General features: G+C 64.8%; 16 protein-coding genes. 6 read left to right on the top strand and 10 right to left on the bottom strand.

Going from position 1 to position 24,308, the window contains the following annotated elements; genetic code table 11:
• Nucleotides 1–236: 236 nt before the first annotated feature.
• Genes B215_RS0115335 through B215_RS21595 form a run of 4 tightly spaced genes read left to right on the top strand, consistent with a single transcriptional unit; the run spans nt 237 to nt 1,429 of the window.
• Nucleotides 237–623 carry a MarR family winged helix-turn-helix transcriptional regulator gene (locus B215_RS0115335; RefSeq protein ID WP_236704425.1) on the top strand — a complete coding sequence of 129 codons (387 nt, stop codon included), beginning with the start codon at nt 237–239 and terminating at the stop codon, nt 621–623.
• Between the two features lie 39 nt (nt 624–662).
• Nucleotides 663–899, top strand: coding sequence for an FAD-dependent monooxygenase (locus B215_RS21605; protein WP_026009310.1), 237 nt, complete (start codon nt 663–665; stop codon nt 897–899).
• 24 nt (nt 900–923) lie between these two features.
• Complete coding sequence (locus B215_RS21600) at nt 924–1,181, top strand: FAD-dependent oxidoreductase (RefSeq protein WP_026009309.1); 258 nt, start codon at nt 924–926, stop codon at nt 1,179–1,181.
• Nucleotides 1,182–1,219: 38 nt separating this feature from the next.
• The gene (locus tag B215_RS21595) at nt 1,220–1,429 is read left to right on the top strand and encodes a hypothetical protein (protein ID WP_173644868.1); all 210 of its coding nucleotides are present in this window, start codon (nt 1,220–1,222) and stop codon (nt 1,427–1,429) included.
• A gap of 484 nt (nt 1,430–1,913) precedes the next feature.
• Here B215_RS21595 and B215_RS0115315 read toward each other — a convergent pair whose 3' ends face one another.
• From B215_RS0115315 to B215_RS0115305, 3 genes are all read right to left on the bottom strand, one after another.
• On the bottom strand, nt 1,914–2,381 hold the full coding sequence (locus B215_RS0115315; RefSeq protein WP_019370527.1) for a hypothetical protein: 468 nt from the start codon (nt 2,379–2,381) through the stop codon (nt 1,914–1,916).
• A 174-nt stretch (nt 2,382–2,555) separates the two neighbouring features.
• The gene (locus B215_RS0115310; RefSeq protein ID WP_037513934.1) at nt 2,556–4,067 is read right to left on the bottom strand and encodes a tryptophan halogenase family protein; all 1,512 of its coding nucleotides are present in this window, start codon (nt 4,065–4,067) and stop codon (nt 2,556–2,558) included.
• A gap of 129 nt (nt 4,068–4,196) precedes the next feature.
• The gene (locus B215_RS0115305; RefSeq protein ID WP_037513923.1) at nt 4,197–7,124 is read right to left on the bottom strand and encodes a TonB-dependent receptor; all 2,928 of its coding nucleotides are present in this window, start codon (nt 7,122–7,124) and stop codon (nt 4,197–4,199) included.
• A 226-nt stretch (nt 7,125–7,350) separates the two neighbouring features.
• On the opposite strand from B215_RS0115305, the gene B215_RS0115300 reads away from it, so the two are divergent.
• A complete protein-coding gene (locus tag B215_RS0115300) occupies nt 7,351–8,133 on the top strand; it encodes an IclR family transcriptional regulator (protein ID WP_019370524.1) in 783 nt (260 codons plus the stop codon).
• A gap of 65 nt (nt 8,134–8,198) precedes the next feature.
• Here the strand turns inward: B215_RS0115300 and B215_RS0115295 are convergent, their stop codons facing one another.
• A complete protein-coding gene (locus B215_RS0115295) occupies nt 8,199–10,268 on the bottom strand; it encodes a beta-galactosidase (protein ID WP_026009306.1) in 2,070 nt (689 codons plus the stop codon).
• A gap of 29 nt (nt 10,269–10,297) precedes the next feature.
• On the bottom strand, nt 10,298–11,860 hold the full coding sequence (locus B215_RS0115290; RefSeq protein ID WP_019370522.1) for an alpha-L-fucosidase: 1,563 nt from the start codon (nt 11,858–11,860) through the stop codon (nt 10,298–10,300).
• Between the two features lie 182 nt (nt 11,861–12,042).
• Here B215_RS0115290 and galA point away from each other — a divergent pair, with 182 nt between their 5' ends.
• A complete protein-coding gene (gene galA / locus B215_RS0115285) occupies nt 12,043–14,550 on the top strand; it encodes a beta-galactosidase GalA (RefSeq protein ID WP_019370521.1) in 2,508 nt (835 codons plus the stop codon).
• 61 nt (nt 14,551–14,611) lie between these two features.
• Here galA and B215_RS0115280 read toward each other — a convergent pair whose 3' ends face one another.
• The 5 genes from B215_RS0115280 to B215_RS20965 all read right to left on the bottom strand — a co-directional run bounded on the left by B215_RS0115280 (nt 14,612) and on the right by B215_RS20965 (nt 24,072).
• A complete protein-coding gene (locus B215_RS0115280; RefSeq protein ID WP_050990199.1) occupies nt 14,612–16,240 on the bottom strand; it encodes an FAD-dependent oxidoreductase in 1,629 nt (542 codons plus the stop codon).
• A 14-nt stretch (nt 16,241–16,254) separates the two neighbouring features.
• Nucleotides 16,255–19,218, bottom strand: a complete 2,964-nt coding sequence (locus B215_RS0115275) for a TonB-dependent receptor (protein WP_152997760.1) — start codon at nt 19,216–19,218, stop codon at nt 16,255–16,257.
• Between the two features lie 78 nt (nt 19,219–19,296).
• On the bottom strand, nt 19,297–20,238 hold the full coding sequence (locus tag B215_RS0115270) for a FecR family protein (protein ID WP_019370518.1): 942 nt from the start codon (nt 20,236–20,238) through the stop codon (nt 19,297–19,299).
• Nucleotides 20,222–20,758, bottom strand: coding sequence for an RNA polymerase sigma factor (locus tag B215_RS0115265; protein ID WP_019370517.1), 537 nt, complete (start codon nt 20,756–20,758; stop codon nt 20,222–20,224). Before B215_RS0115265 ends, B215_RS0115270 begins: the two co-directional genes overlap by 17 nt.
• A 143-nt stretch (nt 20,759–20,901) precedes the next feature.
• On the bottom strand, nt 20,902–24,072 hold the full coding sequence (locus B215_RS20965; protein ID WP_019370516.1) for a PAS domain S-box protein: 3,171 nt from the start codon (nt 24,070–24,072) through the stop codon (nt 20,902–20,904).
• Nucleotides 24,073–24,308 lie beyond the last annotated feature (236 nt).

The raw sequence follows: 24,308 nt of genomic DNA, 5'->3' as shown, positions 1-24,308 counted from the left end.
ACAAAAGCCCCGAAGCTAACGCTCCGGGGCTTTTGTGCGTCTATGATCACCGTCTTCGGCGGCCCACACTGAGTGATCAGGTCGGCGAACTCGCATGCGACCCGCTTGCTGAAGATCGACGTGTCGACCGGTTTGACGGCCGGCGCTAGAGACAGGGCATGGCGCTAGGAGAAGACCCTGCAATTCACCCCGAGGCTGCGATCGCGCCGGGGTATTTGGCCAATCATGCCGCGCGCGTGTTCAATCGGCTGGTCGATTCCCGCTTGCGTCCACACGGGCTTACCCTTGCCCTGCTCGGACCGATCCTGCTGCTGTCGTGGAAAGGGCCGATGCGACAGCGCGATCTTGTCGCCGATTCAGCCGTGAAGCAGCCGGCGATGGTGGCGCTGCTGGCGAAACTGGAGGCTCTGGCCCTAATCGCGCGCACGCCGAGCGCAGACGACCGGCGGGCTGCCCTGGTTTCGTTGACCGAACGGGGAATGGCGGCAGCTGCGCTGGGACGCGAGATCCTCCTCGACGCCAATGCGCTGGGCGTGGCGGCGCTTTCTCCCGAGGAGGCGCAGGCGTTGACGCGCCTCCTACAGCGGTTGATCGCCAATCTGGAAAGTGCGAGCGGAACATAATATCATGCATGATGTTTCTGCCTGCCGAACGAGTACATCATGCCGAACCGTATTCTCGTCACAGGTGCCAGCGTTGCCGGCGCCACCACGGCCTCGCGGCTGGCCCGTCATGGTTTCGATGTGGAGGTGGTTGAGAAAAGCGCCTGCTTCCTTGATGGCGGCCAGAATGTCGAGGTGCGCGGCGCCGGCCGCAAGGTGCTGCGCGCCATGGGACTGGAAGCGCGCGCGCTGGAACGCACCACGGGTGAACGCGGCACGGATTGGGTGAACGCGTAGGATCGGACGATCGCACGGTTCGAAGTGGCGGAAAAGGGCGAGGGGCCCAGCGCCGAGTTGGAAATCCGTCGCGGTGACATTGCCCGGCTGATCCACGAAGCTGCACAGGACCGCGCGACGTTCCGGTTCGGAGACACGATCGCCGCCGTGTCGCAGGATGGCGGCGGCGTCGACGTGACATTCGAGAGCGGGCGGCAGGGGCGCTATGATCTGGTGATCGTTGCGGAGGGCGTGGGATCATCGACGCGGGAAAGGGTTTTTCCCGGCGAGGCGCCATCCTGAAGCCTGGCCCGGACAACAAGCTGCACGTCTATATGGGCGTGCAGAAGAAGCCGGGGGAGGGGCAGCATTGGGACACCGCCCGGCAGAAGGCCTGGCTGCGCGAGCTGTTCGACCGCGAGGAATGGCTGTTCGGCCGTCTGCTCGACGGCATGGATGCGACGGAAGACTTCTACTTCGAAGTGCTGCACCAGCTGAAGATGGATCGCTGGTCGAACGGCCGCGTCATCCTGATCGGCGATGCCGCCTGATGCGCGACGCCGCTGTCGGGCATCGGCACCACGCTGGCGATCGTTGGCGGCTATGTGCTGGCGAACGAGCTGGCGGCGGCGCCGACTCTTGCCTCTGCCCTGTCGCGCTACGAACAAATCCTGCGGCCGTTCGTCAAGGAAGGACAGGGGGTTCCCAAGATCGTGCCGCGGCTGCTTTGGCCGCACAGCCGGGCGGAGATTTCGGTGATGCACGGTACCTTGCGCCTTGCCGCAACGCCCGCGCTGCGAAAGCTGTTCGCGGCGGCGCTGGTGCGCGATGCCGAGGAGGTGCGCCTGCCCGATTATGCAGCGGCCGGTGGAGGGGCCGCGCCACGGCCCAGCGATAAGGCGACGACGCGACGCTTGCGGGGGGCGTCGTACTGCTCGCGTCGCTCACCGTTCTGGGTTTGGCATGGACCAGGCGGCGGCGGGCGGCATAGGGCAGACGCCGCGGCCGGATCGGTGTGCAGCTACCGGCGGGCCGTCATGCGGCGGCACGCCTCGGCGGGACGAGCCGATCGGCGATCACTGCCGTCAATATGGTTTGCAGCAGGTGCAGTCCCAGTCGCTCGGCCGCCTTGGACGGGCCGGCCTTCTTCTCGCCTTCGGTGATGCCGAGCAGCGGCGCAATGCCGGCGATGTTCACCGCGTAGAGCCCGGCGCCATATGCGGCCCCGAGCAGCACAGCCGAGCTATCCGGCAGCGCGCGGCGCAGTTCGGCATAGCCGAGGCCGAACGCCGCCGAGGCACCCAGATGATTGCCGAATTCGACGAGGCTGGTGCCGAGATCGCCGATCGCCGCGCGGGAACCGGTGGTCCGATCGATCCAGTCGACCGCGTCGCGATCCAGGGTCTTGTGGAGGAGTCCGGTTTTGCGGCCGGCGATCATGACGCCCGTGGTCACCACCCCGGCGACAAGCCCGCCGAGCAAGGCTGCGGTTGCTGGCTTCATGCCGTGTTCCTTCCCGTCGCTAGCGCAGGCGCCGGGCGGCGCCCTTGCAAATTAAGTTCGCGCTGCCGTGCGGAGGCGGGCGCTCACCCAGTCGCTGGAAAACGTCGCGCTGGCGCGGGCGTTCCGGCAGCCCTCCGGCAGGAGCCTGCGGGCAATGCCTGCGCGCTGCGGGCCTTAGCCGGCGCGTTCACCGGGTTCGGCGGATGAACGCTCTCGGAGGAACGCGGCGTGCGAAGGCAGCGCCTCTACCCCGCGGCCGATTACCGCTCGCATCCGCTGCAGTGCAGGGCGCAGATCGGACTCCGGAATGCCGTTGGCGAGCGGATCATAGCCCTGCGGCACAAGGCCCTGGCCCAGCATCACGGCAACCCAGCTCGGCTCGCGGAACAATTCGCCGGGACCGAGCAGCAGGCGTCCGCAATGGGCGAAGATCGCCATGCGCTCGGCCAGGCTGTCGGGCACCGACATCGCCTGCACGGCGCGCCAGAAAGGCGTGTCGTCCCGAAGGGATTGCTTATAGTGAAGGATGACGAAGTCTCGGACTTCCTCCATCTCCGCCTGCATCAACCGATTGTAGCAATCGATCTCCGCCTGGACGAAGCCGCCGGCGGGGAACAGCGACATCAGCGTGACGACGCCGCGCTGGATCAGATGGATGCTGGTCGACTCCAGTGGCTCGACAAAGCCGCCCGCCAGCCCCAGCGCCACGACGTTCCGGTTCCACATCTTGCGACGCCGGCCTGTCGTGAACGACAGCGCGCGGGGCGCCGCCAACATCTGCCCGTCCAGACCGGCGACCAGTGCCTCCGTCGCCGCCGCTTCGTCGGTGAAGGCGCTGCTATACACATGGCCGTTGCCCACCCGGTGCTGCAGCGGAATCCGCCAGCGCCAGCCTGCGGCATCGGCAGTAGAACGCGTATACGGCAAAGGTGGGCCGGCCGGCGCGGTCGGCACCGCAAGCGCGCGGTCCATCGGCAGCCAGTGGCTCCAGTCTTCATAGCCGGTGTTCAGCGCCTGCTCGATCAGCAGGCCGCGAAAGCCGGTGCAGTCGATATAGAGATCGGCCCGCAGTGTTCGGCCGTCGGCGAGGTCCAGGCGATCGACATGCCCCGACAGTTGATCAAGCACCACCCGCGCAATCCGCCCCTCGACCGCCTCGACGCCCTGTTCCAGCGATCGCTCGCGCAGCAACGCGGCGTAGAGCGTCGCATCGAAATGCAGCGCATAGGACAGTTTCGACAATACGCTGCGCGGATCTTCGGTAGGCCGATCGAACTTGCCGGCCAGTGCCGCGCCGGTGTTGAGCGAATAGTCGGCCAGTGCTCCTTCGCGGGTGCGCAGCCAGTGATGGTGGAAGGCGACTCCGCCAAGGTCTGCGCCATAGCTGCCAAACGGATGAAAATAGCGGCTGCCTTGCCGCCCCCAATCGACAAATTCGATCCCCAGCTTGTAGGTGCCCTGGGTGCGCCGGAGGAGGTCGTCTTCATCGATTCCCAGCTGGGCATTGAGCTGCAGGATCGGTGGGATCGTCGCCTCGCCGACGCCGACGGTGCCAATTTCGGCCGACTCCACGAGAGTGACCTTCAGCGCGTCCGGCCCGAAATTGCGCGACAGGGTCGCCGCGGCCATCCACCCGGCCGTACCGCCGCCGGCGATCACGACGCTGGTAACCGGCTTGTCCTGCATGCTGCGTTCCCCACGGCGCATCCCCGCGCCGCCTACAGGATTGTCGGAAAAGAAGGGCAACTGCACGAATGCTCGCGCAGTTGCCCTCCAGGAGTGCGCCCTAACCGAGGAGGTACCCGGGCGCTGGGATCAGAACAGCGCGCGCAGCCGCACGGAGAAGCGCCGATCGTTGATCTGGTAGTTTCGCAGGTAGCGCGGCTCGCCCTGGTAGCTCTTGTTGACCGTATCGAGCAGGTTCTGCCCGTCGACCGTCACCGAGAATTGCTTGGTGATATCGTAGCTGAGCGACGCATCGAGCGTACCATAGGCCTTGAAGTAGATCGGCAGGCTGGCGGCGCCGACTTCCGAGATCGAGTCCAGATATTTGTCGCGCCAGTTATAGGCGACGCGGGCGTTGATTCCGTATTTGTCGTAGAGCGCGATCAGATTGTAGCTGTTGCGCGACAAGTTGATCAGAGGGACCGCGAACTGGGTCTGCGATCCGAGCGACCCCGAGGCGACCGTGCCAGCATCACTGTCTGCAAAGGTGTAGTTTGCCGAGATGCCGAGGCCCGACAGCGGCCCCGGCAGGAAGTCGAAGAACTTCTGGCCGCCGATTTCGAAGCCCTGCACCGAGCCCTTGGGAGTGTTGACTACGGCGCTGACGTTGAACTGCACCGTGCCGACGCCCGCAATGTCGCGCGACGTCAGGAAGCTGCGGCTGTCGATAATGTCGCGCAGATCCTTGCGGAAGACGGTGACGAACACATAGCCGGCGCGTTCGAAATACCATTCCAGCGCACCGTCGAACGAGGTCACCCGCTCCGGCCGCAAATTGGGGTTGCCCGAAACCGATCCCGATCCCTGATAGGGATTGGTCGTCGGGTTATAGGGTGCCGAGGCGTTGATCGGAGTCGGCGTGGCGCTTGCCCCGTCATAGACCGGTGACAGCGTGTAGCTGGGGTTGAGCTGGGTAAAGGTGGGCCGGAAGATGTTCTTCGAAAATGCGAAGCGCGCCTGGATCTGAGGCGTGATGCGGAGCCGCAGGTTCACGCTGGGCAGCCATTTCGAATAGTTGCGACCGCCTTCATAGGGCTCGACGATCGATGTGCTGGTGGGATTGGTGCCACCCGCCGTGCGATAGCTTAGCACCTCGAAGCCAGTGCCGGTCGCCTCCGTGCGGACATAGCGCAGGCCGATGTTTCCGTCGAACGTCATGCTGCCAATGTCGGTGCCGAACGCCGTGCGCAGATAGGCGGCGTAATCATGTTCCTTCACGCGGCTGGTGGTGGACTGCGCCGGGTTGTCGAGATCACCGAAGCCGACCGTCTGCCCGCTGATTTCCTTGACGTGCGCGGAGGCCGATTCCGGATGCTGGGCGTCATACAGGTTCCACTGCAGGATAGGCCCGAACACCGAACTGGACGCGGCACCGCGCAGCAGCGTAGCCTGGCCCGGATTGTTCTCGACGAATTCGGGGTGATCGGAAACGCGGTAGCAGTTCGCTGCCGTCGACCAGTTGGCGCAAGTGCCACCAATCGTCGTCCAGTTCCCAACGTTGGTCTCGCGGTTGATCGCGGTCTTGCCGCTATACCTGGCGCCTGCGGTGATTGACTTCAGGAAGCTCCCGTCATCGAATTCCCAAGTCAGGTCCAGCCGCGGGCTGTCGCCTTTGGCAGTGTTGCGGGTGCGCGTGGGCTGGATCGCGGTGAAGCCGTAGTTCGCCGGGTTGGCGAAGAAGTTGGACGGTTGTCCCGTCACCGGATCGATCGCCCCCTGGGTGGGGAACTCACCGCGATTGTCGAAGACATAATAATAGTTGCCGGTGAACACGCCCGGCGCGCCGCCGCTGGCGGCATAGGGCGTGATGGTGAGGTTCAGCGAGTCCTGATCCACCTTGGCGTCGATATGCTGATAGTCGAACACCAAGTGGAGATGGTCGCCGATGGACCATTTCAAGCCGCCGCTGATGTCCGTGGTACGGGTCGAGCGATTGGCGCCGTAGGTGATCGCCGCACCGGACGGATTGGCCAATGCGCCTGACGTGGCGACGCCGTTTTCGACCGTAAAGGTGCCGACCGGTGCCGCGCTCTCGTCGGTAGCGAAATAGGCAACGCCGGTGTCGCGGAACTTGTAGCTTGCGTTGAGCACCCGCGCATAGACTTCAACGTTGTCAGCCGGCTTCCACTGCAGCGCGCCGGAAACGCTGGTGCGCCTCCGATCGCCTTGCGCCACGTTGAAGCCGCCGCCCTTGGGAACCTGGACGTTCTGATTGGCATAGCCCGGCACCAGCGTGGACTGTACCGGCGCACCATCGGGCGACGGATTGGGGCCGTGCCACAGATAGGGCTCGATCTGATCCATGTCCTGCCGGAACGCCGATTTCTGATAGGAGCCGTTTAGCAGGAAGCCGATCTCGCCAATGCCGGTGTTCCAGCGATTGCTGTAGAGCGCGGAGGCGTTCCAGCCATTCTTCTTGGCAAGATCGTAGCGGGTGCCCGCGACGGTGGCAGAGATGATCCGGCCATTGGCGTCGAACGGCATGCGGGTGCGCAGATCGATCGTGCCGCCCAGCGAGCCTTCGATCATCTCCGCCGAGGGATTTTTGTACACGTCGACCCGGCTGAGCAGATCGGGCCCGACTTCTTCGAACGACAGGCCGACGCCGCCGTTGGCGGTGAAGATATCGTGGCCGTTCAGCTCCGTGCGGATGTTGCTCAGGCCGCGAATTGCGACCGTGCTGCCTTCGCCGAGGTTGCGCTGGATCTGGATGCCCGAGATGCGCTGCAGCGACTCCGCGACGTTGACGTCGGGGAAGCGGCCAATGTCCTGCGCGGTGATCGAATCGACGATCTGTTCGGCGTTCTGCTTCACCGCCTGGGCCGAAGCGAGGCTGGCACGCAGGCCGGTGACGACGATCTCGCCTTCCACGGCGGCCCGATCCGCCTCGGTGGCAGGCGCGGACGGTTCCTGGCTGTCCTGCGGCGTGGTCGTCTGGGCCGCTGCCGGCAGTGCGAGCGCCGCCGTGGTCATCGCCAGCACGGATGCCGTCGCAAAGATGTGTGTCGTACCCCTCATCGTCTTTCCCCTCCAGATAGCCGCCGTTTCTGCCGACCTTATAAATATGATGATAGCGCTACCTGCCGCATATGAAAATTGGAATTCATATGCGGCAACTAAAATTTTTTGGTTTTGATATTCTCCGAGGGAAAGCGGACCTGCACCTAGGGACGGCTGCCGCAGTGCCCCGTTGCACGCGCCGCGCTTTCGCGCGAGGGAGGGTGCACACGGCAAAGGAGGCACTATGGCGCGAACCGGGTCCAAGAAGACCTATTCCGCCCCGGCGATTGAAAAGGCGTTCGAAGTCATCGAGTTGCTGGCCGGTCGCCCCGAAGGCGCGCTGGTAAGTGAAATGGCGGCCGAGCTCGGCCGATCGGTGGGCGAACTGTTTCGCATCGTCGTCGTGATGGAGCAGCTGGGCTATCTCCGCCGATCGGAGGTGACCGACAAATATGCCGTGGCCTATAAGCTGCTCGACGTCGCGTTGCGTTCCACGCCGTCCCAGGATCTGATTCGCGCCGCGTTGCCAGAGATGCAGATGCTCGCGCGCGATACGGTGCAGTCCTGCCATCTGGTTGTCGCCAGTCGGGGACATGGCCTGGTGGTAGCGCGTGAGGAATCGCCGGCAAGTCGCGGATTCGCTTTGAAGGTGGGCGCGCAGATCGACCTGGTGCAGAGCTGCTCGGGCCAGGTGCTGCTCGCCTTTTCCAACCTGAACCTCACCGAGCGTATGGTGCGCGCGGCGGAAGAGGAGCGGGGCACCGCTGTTGACCGCAGTTGGCTGGCGGATCGGCTCGCGACCGTCCGGCGGCTCGGTTATGACAGCCGCAAGAGCCCGGTCACTTTCGGTGTCACCGATATCAGCTACCCGATCTTCGGCTTCGACCGGATCGTCGTCGCGGCGCTGACGATTCCCTTTCTCGCGTTGATCGACGGCTCACAGAAGATGGATCTTGAGGCGGCGCGCGAAAAGCTGCGCGCCGCTACGGCACGGATTTCCGATCGACTGGGGTACGAGCCGGAATAGACCGTGCGTGCAAACGTTCACATGCGCGATCTATTTTGCATTTGCGAAAACGCGGTGCTGCCGGATCACTCCAATAGGGCAGCACCATAAGCGGGCAGGGGCAGCGAACCATTGAAGCTAGCGCCGGCGATCGCATCGCGCTTGCGACCCGCAATGGATATGCGCACAGGCGATGTCGTGGTGTTGACGTAGAGCGTGCGGCCTTCGACGACACGGGCCAACACACCCTCCGGCGTTTCCGGCCCGCGCTCAATGCCGAGCGTCGAGTAGAGCGAGCGGACCAGCGGCGCGAGCAGCGCTTCCTGCGCCGCAGTGGCGAGGTAGATGGCGCGGCCCTTGCCATAGCGATTCAGGGTAATCGCCGGGCTCTTCTTGGGCGTGTTGTCGAAGCTGGCGAGCGTGGTGGCGCTGCTCGGCTCCAGCACTTCGTAATAGGGGTCGGTGCCGGTCAGCGTCTGTCCCTGGAAGCTGACCTTGAGCGGCGTCTCCGAACGGTAGAACTCGTTGGTGCGCAGGCCGAAGACATCGGTCAGTCCGCCGGGCAACGGTGTACCGAACCATTTACCGGTGGCATCGACCTTGGCCGAATAGCCGGTCATGATCACCGTCCCGCCCGCGGCGACATAGCGGCGCACCGCGGCGGTCATCTTCTCGTCGAGCAGATAAGCGGCCGGCAGCACGACCAGCTTGTAGGCGTCGATTGAGTCGTGGCCGATGTCGATCACCGCCGCATCGATATTGTCGCGGAAGAAAGGCGCATAACCGGCCTTGGCCTGTTCGGTATAATCGACCTTGAAATATTCCTTCATCGTGTTCGGGCCCTGAGGCGGGCTGGTCAGCCACATCGTGCCGAAGGAGTAGCCGATCGCCACCTGCGGCGCGCGGTAGCGTGGGAAGCCCAGGCCGCGCAGCTTCTGGAACTCGCGGGCGATAGTCGCGAACTCGTCGACCTTCCACGAGGGGCGATCGTCGTGGTCGATCAGGCCGAACAACGCCTGCTCCTCGCCGCCTAGATGCGAGTTGAACGTCCAGGCGAGGAAGGTCTGCGAATAATAGAGCAGCCCGAAATAGGCCCACATCCGCGAGCGGCCGGGCGTGCCGTAATAGCCACCGCCGCCGGCAGTGAATTCGTTGAACCAGACCGGCGTGTCGTGGCCGGCGCGATTCATCATCACTTCGAAACCGGCGCCGAGCGGATCGCCGGGATAGAAACCCTGCGCGCCATAGGTGGAAACCTCATCCCAGGAGCGCAGATAGTCGAAGCCCTTCGTCCAGGCGGTCGGCCAGAAATTGGAGGCGACGGGCAGGTTGGGGGCGTTGGCCTTGCGCGAGGCTTCGAGATCCTTGAGCGCGCTGATCGTGTCGTCGGACCAGTAGCGGCGCAGATCGAGGTTGCGCTCATTGGGGCCTGGGCCCTCGCCGTAGGGCAGATCGACTTCGTCCCAGCTGTTCACGCGCCGTGACCAGCGCTGCGTCGCCCAGGCTTTGTTGAGCGCCTCGATCGTCCCGTATTTCTTCTGAAGCCAGCCGACGAAGCGCTTCCGATCCGCCTCCGAATAGGACATGCGGCCGTTGCCGATCTCATTGTCGTAGCCCACCGCGATCACCGCCGGATGCTTGGCATAGCGCTGCAGCATCTTGTCGGCGAGGCGGCGGGCGAGCCGGCGATAGTCGGGATCGCTGATATTGTCCCAATAGCGCGAGGCTGCGTTGAGCCGCGTGCCCGCCTGGCTGACCAGATCGACGCCCGGATAGCGCTTGTGCAGCCAGATCGGCGCGGGCTGGCCGGGAATGTCGACGACCACACGGATGCCGGCCGCGTGCATCTGGTCGATAACCTTGTCGAACCATTCGAAGGTGAAGCGGCCCTCCTGCGGCTCGAACGAATCCCAAGAAAGGTCGCCCATGCGGACCATCGTGAAGCCCGCCGCCTTCATCACCGCGATGTCCTGGCGGATCTGCTCAGGGCTGCGATCGACCGGCTGATAGCAAGTGCCGACGAACAGATCTCCCTTGCCCGGCCAATCCGGGTGACCGGCGGCACTCTGGGCGAGAGCGGATACTGGCAGCGTTGTCACCGCAAGCGTGAGGGCAAGGCGCACGGCGAGTGTGCGCTTGGCGGGGCGATGGGTCATGGTCATCCGTCCGTCTAAAAGGCCGCCGGTCAGGCGAAATGAATCTCGAAGGCACTGGCGTGGCGCGTGGGCAGGTTGCCCGGCGGGGTGATCACCAGCGCCTGGTCGGTCTGGCGGAAGTCGACCGCGCCGCGGTGGCCGAGCAGGCGTACTTGACGCACCCGCCGCTTCTCGTGCCGGTTGCCGCGGGCGAGCGCCTTGATCGCCACGGGCCCCTTTGGCTCGCCGAGCGTGATCGCGTAGAGTAGCTCCCCCTTGGTGGTGAAGCGGATATCCTCGGGCGTATAGGCCGCCTTTTCCTGGAAAGCGCCTTCCTTGGCTTCGGTCGGGCCCTCGCCGAAGATGCGCCACGGGCGGGTGCCGTGGATCGCCGGGCCGTTCGCCGCCATCCAGGCGGCGAGTTCCGTCAGCAATTGCTCGGATTGCGGCGGCAGGCTGCCGTCGCCGCGCAGCACGACGTTCAGCAGCATGTTGCCGTTCTTCGAGACGATGTCCGCCAGCATCGTGATCACGTCGCTGGCCGATTTGTAGCGATCGTTTTCGCTGTAAAACCAGTCGCCGTTCGACGTGTCGGTCTGCCAGGGCAGGGGATTGATGCCGTTGAGCACGCCGCGTTCGACATCCTGGACACCCCAGGCCTGGTTGAACTCCCCTGAGCCGAGCGCCTTGTGGTTGTACACCGCCTCCAGCCTGCCGCTGCGGGCAATGCTGCTGTTGTAGAGGTGCGCCACCATCGCGCGGCCGATCTCGCCGAACGGCACGCCGCCATCCGAATAGAGCAGGTCGGGCTGATAATTGTCGATCAGGTCGCGGATGCGGGCGAACCAATGGCGCTGATATTCGGGGTTCTTGGTGTACCAGGTATCGGCATCGCCGAGGAACGGCTCGTCGCGATTACCGTGATACAGATCGACGAAACGCGGGTCGGCGCCATCATAGCGCTTGCCCATGCGCGGCCAGAACTGATCGTAGAGCTGGTTCGGATACCACCAGTTGTAGCTGGCGCCGAGGTGTTCGGACACGCCGAAGCGCAGGCCGCGGCGCTTGGCCGCCGCCTTGAGTTCGCCGACGATGTCGCGCTTCGGCCCCATCGCCACGGCGTTCCAGCGGTGATGGCGGGACTTCCACAGATCGAAATTGTCGTGGTGGACGCCCATGGATACGATATACTTTGCCCCTGCCGCTGCATAGCGACCGACCAGTGCCTCCGGATCGAACTTGGCAGCGGTCCAGAGCGGAATGATGTCCTTGTAGCCCTTTTCGGAAGGGTGGCCGTAGGTCTTGAGGTGGTGCTCGTAATGGGGATGGCCGGGCACGTACATGAAGCGCGCATACCAATCCCCCTGCGCAGGAACGGCTTGTGGGCCCCAATGCGCCCAGATGCCGAACTTGGCGTCGCGGAACCAGTCCGGCGTCCGGTAGGTGGAAAGCGACGCGCCGGTAGGCTTGAACGGCCCGGGTGCCGCCACCGGATCGACATCGGCGCCCGGCAGCTTCTGCCCCACCTGCGCCCGAGCGCGTCCCGCGCTTCCCACTGCCAAGGCGGTCGCGAACGAGCCGGCCAGAATCTCACGCTTGCTGAAGTTCGTCATCCGCTCCTCGGGTCATTTCGCAGCACCTTGGAGGCGCCCCCCTGTTACTGCTAGCATATTTGCAAACTGATTTTCATGTGGCAAGCGTATTCTTGCGTTCTGCCCGGCTCCGGCGGCTGAACGGTCGTCAGGAAGTCTCGTCCTTTCCACTTCTTAGCAACCTTCAACATCGGAATCCGATCATGAGCGACCGCCTGTTCGACCCTTCTCGCCGCACCGTTTTGTCGCTTGCCGCTGCCGCGCCATTGCTTTCGCAGGCGGCTCGCGCCGCCCCGGTTGCGACCGACCTGCCGGTTTCGGCCCGTGAGATGGGACTGGCGCCGCGCGAGATATTGCCGTTCGACAGCGGATGGCGGTTTGCCCTGGGGCATGGCAGCGATCCGGCCAAGGATTTCGACTTCGGCTATGGCCAGAGCGACTTCGCCAAGACTGGCGACTTCAAGCTCGCCAAGACCGATTTCGACGATAGCGGCTGGCGCGCGCTCGATCTTCCGCACGACTGGGCGGTCGAATTGCCATTTGTCCATGACGATCGCGGCAGCGGCGACGCCAACAATCGCGGCCATGGCTACAAGCCGCTGGGCCGGCGCTATCCGGAGACGAGTATTGGTTGGTACCGCCGCCGGTTCGATGTGCCGGCGAGCGACCGCGGCCGCCGCACCTGGATCGAGTTTGATGGCGCGATGCGCGATGCGATCCTATGGGTGAACGGCTGCTATATCGGCCGCCACAATGATGGCTACACGCCGTTCCGCTTCGACCTTACCGATTTCCTGCATTATGGCGGCGACAACATCGTCGTCGTGCGCGTCGATGCGTCGATGGGCGATGGCTGGTTCTACGAAGGCGCGGGCCTGTACCGCCATGTCTGGCTGACCAAGCACGATCCCGTCTATCTCGGGCGATGGGAAAGCGTGGTGCGGGCGACGCCGGAAGGGCGCGGCGCGACGCTCGACCTAGCGACCCTCGTCGCTAACGAAACCGATGCCGACACGCAGGCTGTGGTGGAATGGACCATCGCCGATGCTGCCGGGCAAGTGGTGGCGCGAGCCTCCGCGCCCGCGGTTCGTGTCGCGGCGGGCGGCACCGCCGAGAGCCAAGTCCACGCGACCCTGCCCGAGGCGAAGCTCTGGTCCGTGGAGACGCCGGCGCTCTATACCGCCACCGCACGGCTGGCAGCCGGCGGTAGCGTCCGCGACGTCGATCGCGTGACCTTTGGCGTGCGCAGCTTCCGTTTCGATGCCGATCGGGGCTTCTTTCTCAACGGCAAGTCACTGAAGCTGCAGGGCACCTGCAATCACCAGGACCATGCCGGCGTCGGCGCCGCGCTGCCCGACGCGATCCAGCGCTATCGGCTGAACGTACTACGCGAGATGGGGTGCAACGCAGTGCGCACCACCCACAACATGCCGACGCCCGAATGGGTCGAGGAATGCGATCGTGCCGGCGTGCTGGTGATGTGCGAGACGCGCCAGATGAGTTCCAATCCCGAGGCGATGGCGCAGTTGGAAGTTATGGTGAAGCGCTTCCGCAATGCGCCTTCCGTCATCATCTGGTCGATTGGCAACGAAGAATGGTTGTTGCAGAAGAAAATGGCCGAGCAGGGCAAGCCGATCGCCGCCGCCATGGTGCGCCGCTGTCATGCGCTCGATCCGACCCGGCCGGTGTCGGCGGCGGTCAACGACGACAACGAACAGGGGGTGAGCGACCCGCTCGATATCATCGGCTTCAACTATCATCAGGAATATCCCGAAGCCTATCATGCGAAGCATCCGACGCGCCCGATCTATGGCTCCGAAACGTCGAGCGCGATTTCGACACGCGGCGAATATGTCAGCGATCCGACCCGTAACACCGTCAACAGCTATGACGGCGTGGTCGGCTGGGGGAAGACTCCGGAAGACTGGTGGAAGCTGTATGGCGGCAAGCAATGGTCGGCCGGCGGTTTTGCCTGGACCGGCTTCGACTATCGCGGCGAGCCGACGCCCTATAGCTGGCCGTCGATCAACTCGCAGTTCGGCATCGTGGACATGTGCGGGTTCCCCAAGGATTATCACTATTATTACCGCGCCTGGTGGCGTTCCGAGCCGTCGCTGCACGTCTTTCCGCACTGGAACTGGGAAGGCCGCGAAGGCGAGACGGTGTCGGTGTGGGTCTATTCCAACTGTGACACCGTGGAATTGCTGCTCAACGGCCGCAGCATGGGCACGCAATCGGTGCCGCCGCTCGGCCATCTCGAATGGAAGGTGCCGTATCAGCCCGGTGCCATCGAGGCGCGAGGCCGCAAGGGCGGGCGGCTGCTGACCCAGCGGCGCGAGACCACCGGGCCGGCTCGTACGATCCGGCTGACTGCCGATCGCACGTTGATCCAAGGGGACGGCCGCGACGTGGCGATGCTGAAGGCCGAACTGCTCGATGCGCGGGGGCGGCCGATCCCGACGGCAATGGACAAGCTTGCCTTCACGATTCAGGGGCCGGGCGCGATTATCGGAGTTGGTAACGGCGATCCGAATTGCCTGGAAAGCGACAAGGAGCCGCGCCGGTCGCTGTTCAACGGGCTGGCGCAGATAATCGTGCAATCGACGGGACGACCGGGCACGATCACCGTCGCGGCGGTGGCGGACGGCGCCCGCGCCGAGCCGCTGTTGCCGGGCAAGCTGACGCTACGGGCGGCGCGCCCAATCGCCTGAGCGACGGGGGATCGCCGGCGGGAGGGGCGCAGGCGAAGTGCCGGTGGGCGTCCGCGTACGCTTACCGGCGCAGCGCCAGGATCTGCCCTTCCGCCAGCAGACGCTGGCGCAGGCTGGGATAGGACACGTCCTGCACCGACGTCTTGTTGGCGAGCGCGATATCGGCGGCGGCTGCTGCCGACTGGCCCAGGATCATGAAGACGGGCTCCATCCGGATCGTGCCATAGGCGATGTGCGAGGCCGAAAGCGCGACCGGCACCAACAGGTTTGTTGCCTCCGCACGCTTCGGCACGATCGCGTCATAGCTGATCGGATAGGCGTGGCCGACCCCGACCTCGATATTGCCTTCGTTGCGCGCGAAGCCCCGGGCATCGACGATGCGCTGGGTGTTGTGCGAATCCATCTGATAGGATCCCATGCCCACCGCTCGCGGAGTCGGGCGTAGACCACGCACCTCCGGCTCCGCCATTACGAAATCGGAGACCATCCGCCGCGCTTCGCGAACGTACATTTCCCGCGGCCAGCCGCCATTGGCGGTGAATTCGTCGCGGCACAGGCCCCAGCGGACCATCTCCGCACGCGTTTCGGCGGGCACCTTGGGGTCGTGCGCCATGAACCACAACAGGCCCTGCTGATAGCGGACATGTTCGCGCGCGATCGCGGCGCGCTCGGCGTCGCTGCCTTCGGGATAGCCATAGTTCATGCCGATATTGTCGGTGGAAAAGCCGCCGAAATTGTTCACATCGGCCTTGCCGTTCGGGATGCGATCGAATTTTTGGAAGAAGTTGCGGTAACCCGCGTCCATATAGCGCAGAAGCAGCGCATATTGCCCGGGATCATAGCCCGCCGGCTTGGGCAGCGGGATGCGGTTCGCGGCGACGTCGGTCAGGCATAGACGATAGGTATAGGCCTGGATCTTGCGATCGGCGCTGCCGTCCGGCGCAGGCTTCTCGGCGCTGATACGCGGCAGGAGGCCGCTGCCGGGATCGCCCGGCACCTTGTACGGATCGATATCGAGGGTGAACTGGTGGTTGGTGGATTTTCCCAGCTGCACGCCGTTCAGCGTCTCGCCATAGGTGGCATTGGCCTCGCGGCCGATTGTGTAAGAAATGCCGGCGGCGGCCATCAGATCGCCCTCGTAGCTCGCATCGATGAACATGCGGCCGGCGAAGCGTTGCCCCCCATTCGAGCGAAAGGCGACCAGTCTGGTGCCGGCCCGCTCGACGCTGCCGCGGGTGCGGTCGAGCGGCTGGCTACGCACCACTTGCACCCCCGCCTCGCGCACCCAGGTCTCCAGTATGCGTTCGGCGACCTTGGGTTCGAACTGCCACATGGCGCCGTCGTCGATGAAGTTCTCCGCCCGGGCCGGGCGCGGCGCATGGTTCCAGGCAGCAGGGTTGTCATAATGCCGCTTCACTCGGCGATAGAATTCCAGCGCCAGTCCGCCGATTGCGCGGTGGTTGCCGGTGTCGGACCAACTCAGCCCGTTGGTGGTCATTCCCCCCAAATACGCGTCCCTGCAGACCAGCGTGACGCTGCGCCCGAGCCTGCGGCCTTCGATCGCGGCGATCACGCCGCCGGCGGTGCAGCCATAGATGACGATGTCCGCAGCAGCGGGCACCACAGGTCGTGCACGCGCGGGGGAGGGCAGCGCGAGCAGCGCCGCCGACGCGAGGAGCAAGGGCCGCATGTCCATCACCACCTTCAAAAGGTTGCCGCTACGCCGAAGAAGATTCGGCGATCTTCGCGCGCGCTTGTGAGCAGCCGGGTCGGATCCTGCAGATACTGCCGGTCGATGGACCGGGTAAGGTTGATCGCCTCCACCGTCAGCCGCACCGTGCGGGTTAGGTTGAGCTGCGCCGAAGCGTCGAGCTGGCCTCGCGCTGCCGCATAGGAACTGCCGCCTGCCGCGGCGCTGCCCTGACCGAGCAAGTAGCTGGAGCGATAGATATAGGCGACGCGGGCGGAGAGCGTCTTGTCTTCGTAAAAGCCAATGAGGTTGTAGCTGTGCTTCGACAGCCCCGGCAGCGGCAGCCGGGCGCCGGTCGCTTCGTCGATCAGCGGCGTTTCGCTGTCGACATAGGTATAGTTCGCCTGCACGCCTAGGTTGCCCAAAGGCCCTGGCAGGAAGCGGAGCGACTGTTGATAGGCAAGCTCGACGCCCTTGATCTTGCCGGCGGCGCCGTTGACCGGCTGCGTGATCTGGAACACGCCATAGGCTTGGCCCGTGCTCGGATCGACCTGGTCGGACAGGCCGGGGATGAATTCGCTCTGCGTGCGGTTGAGCGTGAAGGAATCAACATTCTTGTAGAAGCCGGCGACGGTCAGCGCGCTGGAGGGCGCAAAATACCATTCAAGCGTCGCGTCGTACTGAGTGGCTTCGAACGGGCGCAGTGCGGGGTTGCCGCGCGATCCCGTGCGCGAGACGAATAGCGGCACAAAGCTGACCCCCACATCGCTCAGGCTCGGCCGGGCGACGACCTTCGCCGCAGCGAGGCGGAAGGTGAGGTTGCGAAGCAGGTCGAGCGACGCGTTGGCGCTCGGCAGCCAATAGCCGAACCGCGACTTGGACGCAGTGGGCTGGGTATCCGAAAGGTAACCCGAGGAGATCCGCTCGAATGTGATGTAGCGAACGCCGGCGTTGCCGGTGAGCGGCATCGATCCGATCGTCGTTTCGACATTGCCCTTGGCATAGAAGGCCAAGGTGTCCTGAGTCACGTCCTTGATCGAGACCCGCCCGAACGGGATCGTGTCCGCGCGCGGGACCGGCAGGCCAAAGGCCGCACGTGCTGCCTCTTTGTCGGTCGTGCCGCCCAGGATATCGCGGGGAAACTCGCCGGGCACGCCGGGATAGAAACTTCCCTGCTGGTTGTCGTACACCAGCCCGGGCAGCTCATCGACGGTCAGGATTCCGTCGCCATTCTTGTCGCCGCGCGACAACAGGCTGGCCGCCGTCGGGATGTTCTGCGGCGCTTCGGAATAGAATTGGATCGACTCATATCGGCTGCCGACCTCTACCGACCGCAGCGGGCCGAAATCGGTGCGGATCGTGAAGTCCACGCGTCCGTCATAGCCGCTATTGTCGGTGCGGAAGTCGTTCTCGAAGATTGAGGCAAGCTGATACTGCGTCGGATCGTTCAGGTTGAAGTTGGACGCGAGCGACAGGTCCGGCACGGTGCCGCGCCTGGAAAAGTCGATCGTGGCGTTGGCGGTGCGCCCGGTACGCGGCACCACCACATAGGTGAAGGACGCACCTGGCCCGCCATCGGTGCCCAGCCCCTTGGCATAGGACGCATCGGCCTTCACCGTCACCACGTCGCCCTCATATTTGGTCGAGACGCCGATATTGGTCGATTTGAACTCGGTCGGCTCGTCATAGATCAGCGGCCGTACGGTCACGCCGGTATAGGTCGAGCGCACCACCGTGCCATTGGCGTCAGCCACGGCGCCCACGTCATTGTCGTTGAAGAGGATCTGGTAGTTGGCGCTCTGCCGCTCGCGTTTCAGCCGGGTGTACGTGCCGTCGAGGATCATCTCCCAGCGCTCGCTTGGGCGATATTGGATCGAGCTGTTCAGCGTCAGCCGTTCCTCGGCGCGATCATAGATGCGGGCCATGTAGCGGTTGGGGCGGTACAGGCCGGGATCGTTCACCCCGTCGCCATTGCCGTCGATATTGTTGGTGCGGGTCCAGCCGCCGGTATCGAACGAATAGCCGCGGGTGTGTGTGTTCGAATAGGCCGCGCTGGCCAAGATACCGAACGTATCCCCGAACGTCTTCGACACCAGCGCGGAGCCGCGATAGCCGAGGTGATCGGCCTGATCGGTATAGGCGCCCTGCAGGCGCCCGCTGACAACGAAGTCGGCGAGTTCGAGCGGCCGCTTGGTCTTGAGGTTGACGGTAGCGCCCAGCGCGCCCTCCGGCATGTCCGCTGTGGGCGATTTCGACACGACGATACTGGAGATGATCTCCGGGCTTACGGATTCGAGTGACGCGCTGCCGCCGGCGCCAGGGCCCAGGAAGGTGCGGCCGTTGATCTCCAGCCGGTTCTGCGAAATGCCGCGCACAGTGAAATTCGATCCATCGCCCTCGCGACGGGTGATTTGTACGCCGGTGATACGACTCATGGATTCGGCGACATTCTGGTCGGGAAGCTTGCCGATATCCTGCGCGGTGATGACGTCGACGATGTTGCCGGCAGCGCGCTTGACGTTGATCGATTGCTGCAGCGACGCGCGGATGCCGGTGACGACGATCTCCTCCGGCTCCGGCTGAGCTTCCTGCGGCGCGGGCTCGGCGGCGACCTGCATCGACGCCGGCTCGATCTGCGCAGTCGCAGGGGTGAATGCGACACGTTCACTCGTTGCACGGCGGCGCAGGACGATCGCGCCGCCAGCACGCACCGGCACCAGATCGGTCCCATCAAGCAGCAGGCGCAGCGCCGAGGCGACGTCGAACGAGCCCTTCACTCGGTTGACGCGAAGGTTCGCCGTCAGGGGGCCGGGGACAAGGATCTGGATGCCGGCCTGATGCGCGAATTGCGGAATACCGGTCCGGGCGGGTTGCGCCGATACGTCGAACTGGCGGGTCTGGGCCGTCGCTGCAGTCGGCAGGGTGGACGCCAGCACGACAGCGGCGGTGCCGAGCATGTGAGAACGCACGGAAAACATGGGTGAAGCCTCTCCCTTTGTCGGCGCTTTCTGTTCCGAAGCGCTCACCCGATACGAGCCGGCGTCGCCGCGATTCCGTCAGTGCTGCTCGACTTTTTTCCGCGCTAGGCGGATTTCTTGCGGCGTCGTGGTCACGTGCGCATCGAACGACGTGGCCAGCGTCGCCGCGAAATCTTCGGGCTTGTCGATCTGAAACAGGCCGACCAGCCGCTCCTGCGCAAGATCCTGATCTTCCACCACCAGCTGCTGGCGGTTGTATCGATTGAACTGCGCCACCGCGTAGGCGACGGTTTCGTTCTCAAGTGAGATTTCGCCGCTGCGCCAGGCCAGTGCGCGTGCGATCGCGGTGGGGGCGGTGCCGACCACCGGGGCTGCCACGCCGGCGTGAAAGCGCGCGAACTGACCGGCCTCGATAATCGTCATCGCGCCGCTGGCACCGGCCGGCCACACCGCGACGGTGCCCTCGGTGACGGCGACCTCCACTCCCTGATCGCGCCGCTCCACCGAAAAAGCCGTGCCCACGGCCCGCACCATCGCGATACCGGCATCGACGACAAAGGGGCGAGCGCGGTCCTTCGCGACCTGGAACCAGGCCTGGCCATGATCGATCGATACGCGTCTGATGTCGCGCTCCAGCGTCACATGCAGCGCGCTGTCGGTGTTGATCATCGCGACCGACCCGTCGGCAAGCGGCAGGCGCCGTATCTCGCCACGCGCCGTCTCGACCCGATCGCCGCGCCAAACCTGCCAGCTAAACAGGCCGGCAATGCTCGCTGCCAGGGCTCCGGCCCCCGCGGCAAGCAGCTTGCGCCGGTTGCTGAACCCGGGCACCGACCTCGTGTGGACTCCTTGCGGAGCGAGGGCTTGGTCAACAAGGCTCAATCCGGCCATGGCGCGCAGCAACGCCCCGGCATGGGCGGGATCTTCCGCCAGCCACGCCTGCAGCGCGGCCTCGTCCGCCGCATCGAGCGGATGACGCAGCGCCCATTCGGCAGCCTGTTGCTCAACGCGATCGGACATGGGCTTTGCCATCCTGCATCGAGGGCGTGACGTCCGTCGGCTCGGTAACCATCCGCAGGATGGCGCGCAGGCTGCGACTGGCGTCATTTTCGACCACCGCTTCGCTCACTCCCAGCCGCGCGGCTATTTCTTTCTGGCTGAGGCCTTCTACTCGGCGCAGCAGGAAGATCCGACGCGCCCGCTCGGAAAGTGTGCCCAGCGCGCTGCGGACCCGATCGAGTTCCTGCCGCCCCGCAGCGATCCGATCGGGTAGGGGCAGGTCGCTCGCCAATTCGCTGCCTTCACCTTCCGCGATCGGCTCGATCCGCACGACGCGCGCACGTCGCCGCTGGCGATGGGCGAGGTTGCGCGCCATGGTGAATAGATAGGCGCGCGGTTCGGCGATGTGCGTAACGTCCGAGAGCTGAGATAGCCGGCAATAGCATTCCTGCACGATATCCTCCACGTCGTCGGCCGCCATCACACGCGACCGCAACCAGCTGCGCAGGTCACGTTCGTGCGGCAGGATCTCGCGTCCCACCCATTCCGCCAGCGCCGTCCGTTCCGTGGCCGCTCTCCTCTCCTGCGCGTTCGAGTCCCCAGGATCGCGTTTCCTTCATCATCCTGCCGCAAATCCGTTCAGACGCTGAGGCTAACCGGCACCGACTCTCTCTCGGCCTGCCCTCAGCCAGCGGGGAACAGTGCCGAAAGGCTCGCTGCAAGGTCCGCACTGCGGAAAGGCTTGGTCAGCCGAGGAAGATCCGACGCAATGCCCTCCGCATCGGCATAGCCTGAAACGATCAGAACCGGCAGGCTTGGGTGCATCAACCGCGCCTCGCGCGCCAGGTCCGCGCCGCTCATGCCCGGCATCAGATGATCGGTAATGAGCAGTTCGGGCACCGTACCGGACCGGAGCAGGGCCAATGCTTCCTCCGCCGATCCGACTTCGACGACTTCGAATCCCAGATCGTTGAGCATGTCTGCCGTGCTCATCCGCACCAGAGCCTCATCGTCGACCAGCAGCGCAAGGCCCCGTCCGACCGGACGTTCGGCGCGCTCGGAAGATTGCTCCTGCTCCTGCACCGGGAGCGCGCTGATCGGCAGCCAGAGCGTCACGTCCGTACCCGCGCCCGGTTCGCTGTCGATCGTCAGCCCGCCGCCAAGCTGCGCAGTCAGGCCGTGCACCATCGACAGGCCGAGCCCCGTTCCCTTGCCGATCCCCTTGGTCGAGAAGAACGGCTCCACCGCGCGCGTCAGTGTCGCTGCGTCCATTCCCGCGCCGGTATCGCGAACGCTCAGCCGTACGTAATGGCCGGGTTTCAACCCGGCAGCATGGGCGACGCGCACGCTTTTCCTGTCGGCAGCGATGGTGAGCTGTCCACCCCGCGGCATCGCGTCGCGGGCGTTCACCGCCAGGTTCAGCAACGCCATTTCCAGCTGATTGGCGTCCGCCACCGCCGGCGGCAGATCAGGGGCCAACTCGACGCGCACATCGATGTTCGGTCCCACCGTGGACTCGACCAGCCCTGCCATTTCGCCGACCAGCGTGACCAGATCGACCGCGGCAGGTTGCAGCGGCTGGCGTCGTGCGAATGCAAGCAGGCGCTGGACCAGCGTTTTTGCCCGCTCGGCCGATTGCAGCGCCCCGTCGATCAGGCGTCGCTCGCGTTCGCTGCCGACGCCCTTGCGCACCAGCATGTCCAGCGAGCCGATGATGGGCGTGAGAAGATTGTTGAAGTCATGCGCCACCCCGCCAGTGAGGCTGCCCATTGCTTCCATCTTTTGGCTTTGGCGCAGCGCTTCCTGCGCGGCCTGCAACTCGGCTTCGCGAGCCTTGGCGTGGCTGAGGTCGCGGCCGACGGCGATGAAGTTCACGCCATCCGGCTCCGGCGTCACCGTCCATTCGATGGCTTTCCAGGTACCTCCGGCGGTAGCAATGCGATTTTCGAAACGTGTCGGGAGGCGGGTCTCCTGCATGCGCTGGATCGCGGCGAGGGTTGGAGGCGCATCGTCCGGGTGCATGAAGGTGGCGTAGCCCCGGGTGAGCAGTTCCTGCTCGCCCCAGCCAAGCACCTGCCCCCACGCCGGGCTGACCGCCGACATCATGCCGCTATAATCCGCCCGCGCGAGCATGTCCTGCGACAGGTTCCACAGCCGGTCGCGCTCCGCCGAACGCGCCGCGACCTGCGCCTCCAGCGTTTCGTTCAGCTTGCGGACCGCTGCTTCGGCAAGCTTGCGGTCATGGATGTCGACCGATGCGCCGAACCACCGCACGATCTCCTTCGTCAACGGATCGCGATACGGCTCCCCGCGGACCAGGAACCAGCGATAATCTCCCGCTGCCGAGCGGATCCGGTGTTCGACGAGAAAGGTCGTGCCGGTCTGGCGTGCCTGATCGAACGCCGTCATCGTCACCGCGGCGTCTTCGGGGTGGATATGCTCGGCTGCGACGGCGGCAGCCGTCGTGTGATGATATTCGGACCCGGTATAGTCGGACCAGTGCTTATTGAAGAACTCCGTCCGGCCTTCCGCATCGGTGATCCAGATGATCTGCGGCACCGCATCCGCCATCAGCCGGAACTGGGCTTCGCTGGCGCGCAGAGCCGTCTCCGTCTCCTTGCGGTCGTGGATGTCGATCGAGCTGCCGACCCAGGTCGTGATCGCGCCCGTTGCGTCGCGAATCGGCTCCGCCCGTGCGACAAACCACCGATAGGCGTCGTCATGCCGCCGATAGCGGACCTCCATCTCATAGGTGGTGCCGTTCGCCCGGGCCTCAGCCCAATGCTCGGCCGTGGCTGCCACGTCGTCGGGGTGCAGCCTGTCCGTCCAGCCATTGGGCAACGCCTGTGCCTCGGTTTGGCCCGTATAATCGTACCAACGCTGGTTGAAATAGTTGAGCTCGCCGTTCGGCTCGGCGAACCAGACAAAGGTAGGCAGCGCGTCGGTACGCCGCCGCAGCCTGGCCTCGCTGTCGCGCTGCCGCTCCTCGGCCATCCGCCGCTCGTCGATGTCGATGACGGAGCCGACATAGCCGAGATAGGAGCCGTCATCGCCGAAGCGCGGTGCGGCGGTATCGAGCGCCCAGCGATACCTGCCGTCGGCGCCCCGCAGCCGATATTCGACGCGGAACGACGCCCGTGCCGCGTTGGCCTCACGAAACGCGCGCTCGGCTTCGTCGCGGTCGTCGGGATGGGTGGCCTCCAGCCAGCCATAGCCTTCCGCCTCCTGCGGCGCCTGGCCGGTGAAATCATACCAGGCGCGGTTCAGATAGGTGCAATAGCCGCTCGGGGCCGTCACCCACATCATCACCGGTGCATGATCGGCCATGTTGCGGAAGCGGGCCTCGCTTTCGCGCACCGCCTGTTCGGCGCGGATTCGGGGGGTGGTTTCCGTACACGCGCAGAACATGCCGGCAATCGCGCCGCTGTCATCATGGACCGGCGAGTAGGAGAAGGTGAACCAGGTCTGCTCGGCATAGCCGTGGCGGCGCATCAGCAGCGGCAGATCCTGCCGATAGGTTGCCTCACCTGCCATCGCGGCGTCGATCAGGGGCGAAATGTCTGCCCAGATTTCGGGCCAGATCGCGTCGAAGCGCTGGCCAAGTGCCTTCGGGTGCTTGTCTGCCAGGATGCCGGTATAGGCATCGTTGTAAAGGAAGCCGAGTTCGGGACCCCAGGCGACGAACATCGGAAACTTCGACGCCAGCATAAGGCCGACGACCAAGCGCAGCGCGTTCGGCCACGCCTCGGGCGGACCTAACGGGGATGTCGACCAGTCGCGAGAGCGCATCAGCCCGGCGATCTCGCCTTCGTCATCGAGAAAGTGGAGGTGAAGGGCCGCGGTAGAAGCGCTCATAAAATCCTTGTCTGCAGATGCCCTATCACAGGTTCGCGCATGAACAAGCGAAGGCGCTTTCCTTTCCCGCGCACTATCTCACAGCGCCCCGGCAGGGACCAACCCGGTCTTTGCTGCGCGGTTCCGGGGGGGGCGATTGACAGGGCGGATTCGCAATGGCTGTTTCAGGCACGCGACTATGCCAGGAGACGTCAGGTGAATCGATGCATCGGTCGCAGTCGTCGAAGGCGAAAGCA

The organism is Sphingomonas sp. ATCC 31555 (assembly GCF_000282895.1).
GTDB lineage: Bacteria > Pseudomonadota > Alphaproteobacteria > Sphingomonadales > Sphingomonadaceae > Sphingomonas.
This window is presented reverse-complemented; position numbering and strand designations above follow the sequence as displayed.

Excerpts from the sequence above, each read along its gene's own strand:
- B215_RS0115270 (WP_019370518.1), bottom strand. The coding sequence starts at position 20,238 with ATGTCCGATCGCGTTGAGCAACAGGCTGCCGAATGGGCGCTGCGTCAT.
- B215_RS0115275 (WP_152997760.1), bottom strand. The coding sequence starts at position 19,218 with ATGTTTTCCGTGCGTTCTCACATGCTCGGCACCGCCGCTGTCGTGCTG.
- B215_RS0115305 (WP_037513923.1), bottom strand. The coding sequence starts at position 7,124 with ATGAGGGGTACGACACACATCTTTGCGACGGCATCCGTGCTGGCGATG.
- B215_RS20965 (WP_019370516.1), bottom strand. The coding sequence starts at position 24,072 with ATGAGCGCTTCTACCGCGGCCCTTCACCTCCACTTTCTCGATGACGAA.
- B215_RS0115280 (WP_050990199.1), bottom strand. The coding sequence starts at position 16,240 with ATGCGGCCCTTGCTCCTCGCGTCGGCGGCGCTGCTCGCGCTGCCCTCC.
- B215_RS21605 (WP_026009310.1), top strand. The coding sequence starts at position 663 with ATGCCGAACCGTATTCTCGTCACAGGTGCCAGCGTTGCCGGCGCCACC.
- B215_RS0115290 (WP_019370522.1), bottom strand. The coding sequence starts at position 11,860 with ATGACGAACTTCAGCAAGCGTGAGATTCTGGCCGGCTCGTTCGCGACC.
- galA (WP_019370521.1), top strand. The coding sequence starts at position 12,043 with ATGAGCGACCGCCTGTTCGACCCTTCTCGCCGCACCGTTTTGTCGCTT.
- B215_RS0115295 (WP_026009306.1), bottom strand. The coding sequence starts at position 10,268 with ATGACCCATCGCCCCGCCAAGCGCACACTCGCCGTGCGCCTTGCCCTC.
- B215_RS0115310 (WP_037513934.1), bottom strand. The coding sequence starts at position 4,067 with ATGCAGGACAAGCCGGTTACCAGCGTCGTGATCGCCGGCGGCGGTACG.
- B215_RS0115300 (WP_019370524.1), top strand. The coding sequence starts at position 7,351 with ATGGCGCGAACCGGGTCCAAGAAGACCTATTCCGCCCCGGCGATTGAA.
- B215_RS0115315 (WP_019370527.1), bottom strand. The coding sequence starts at position 2,381 with ATGAAGCCAGCAACCGCAGCCTTGCTCGGCGGGCTTGTCGCCGGGGTG.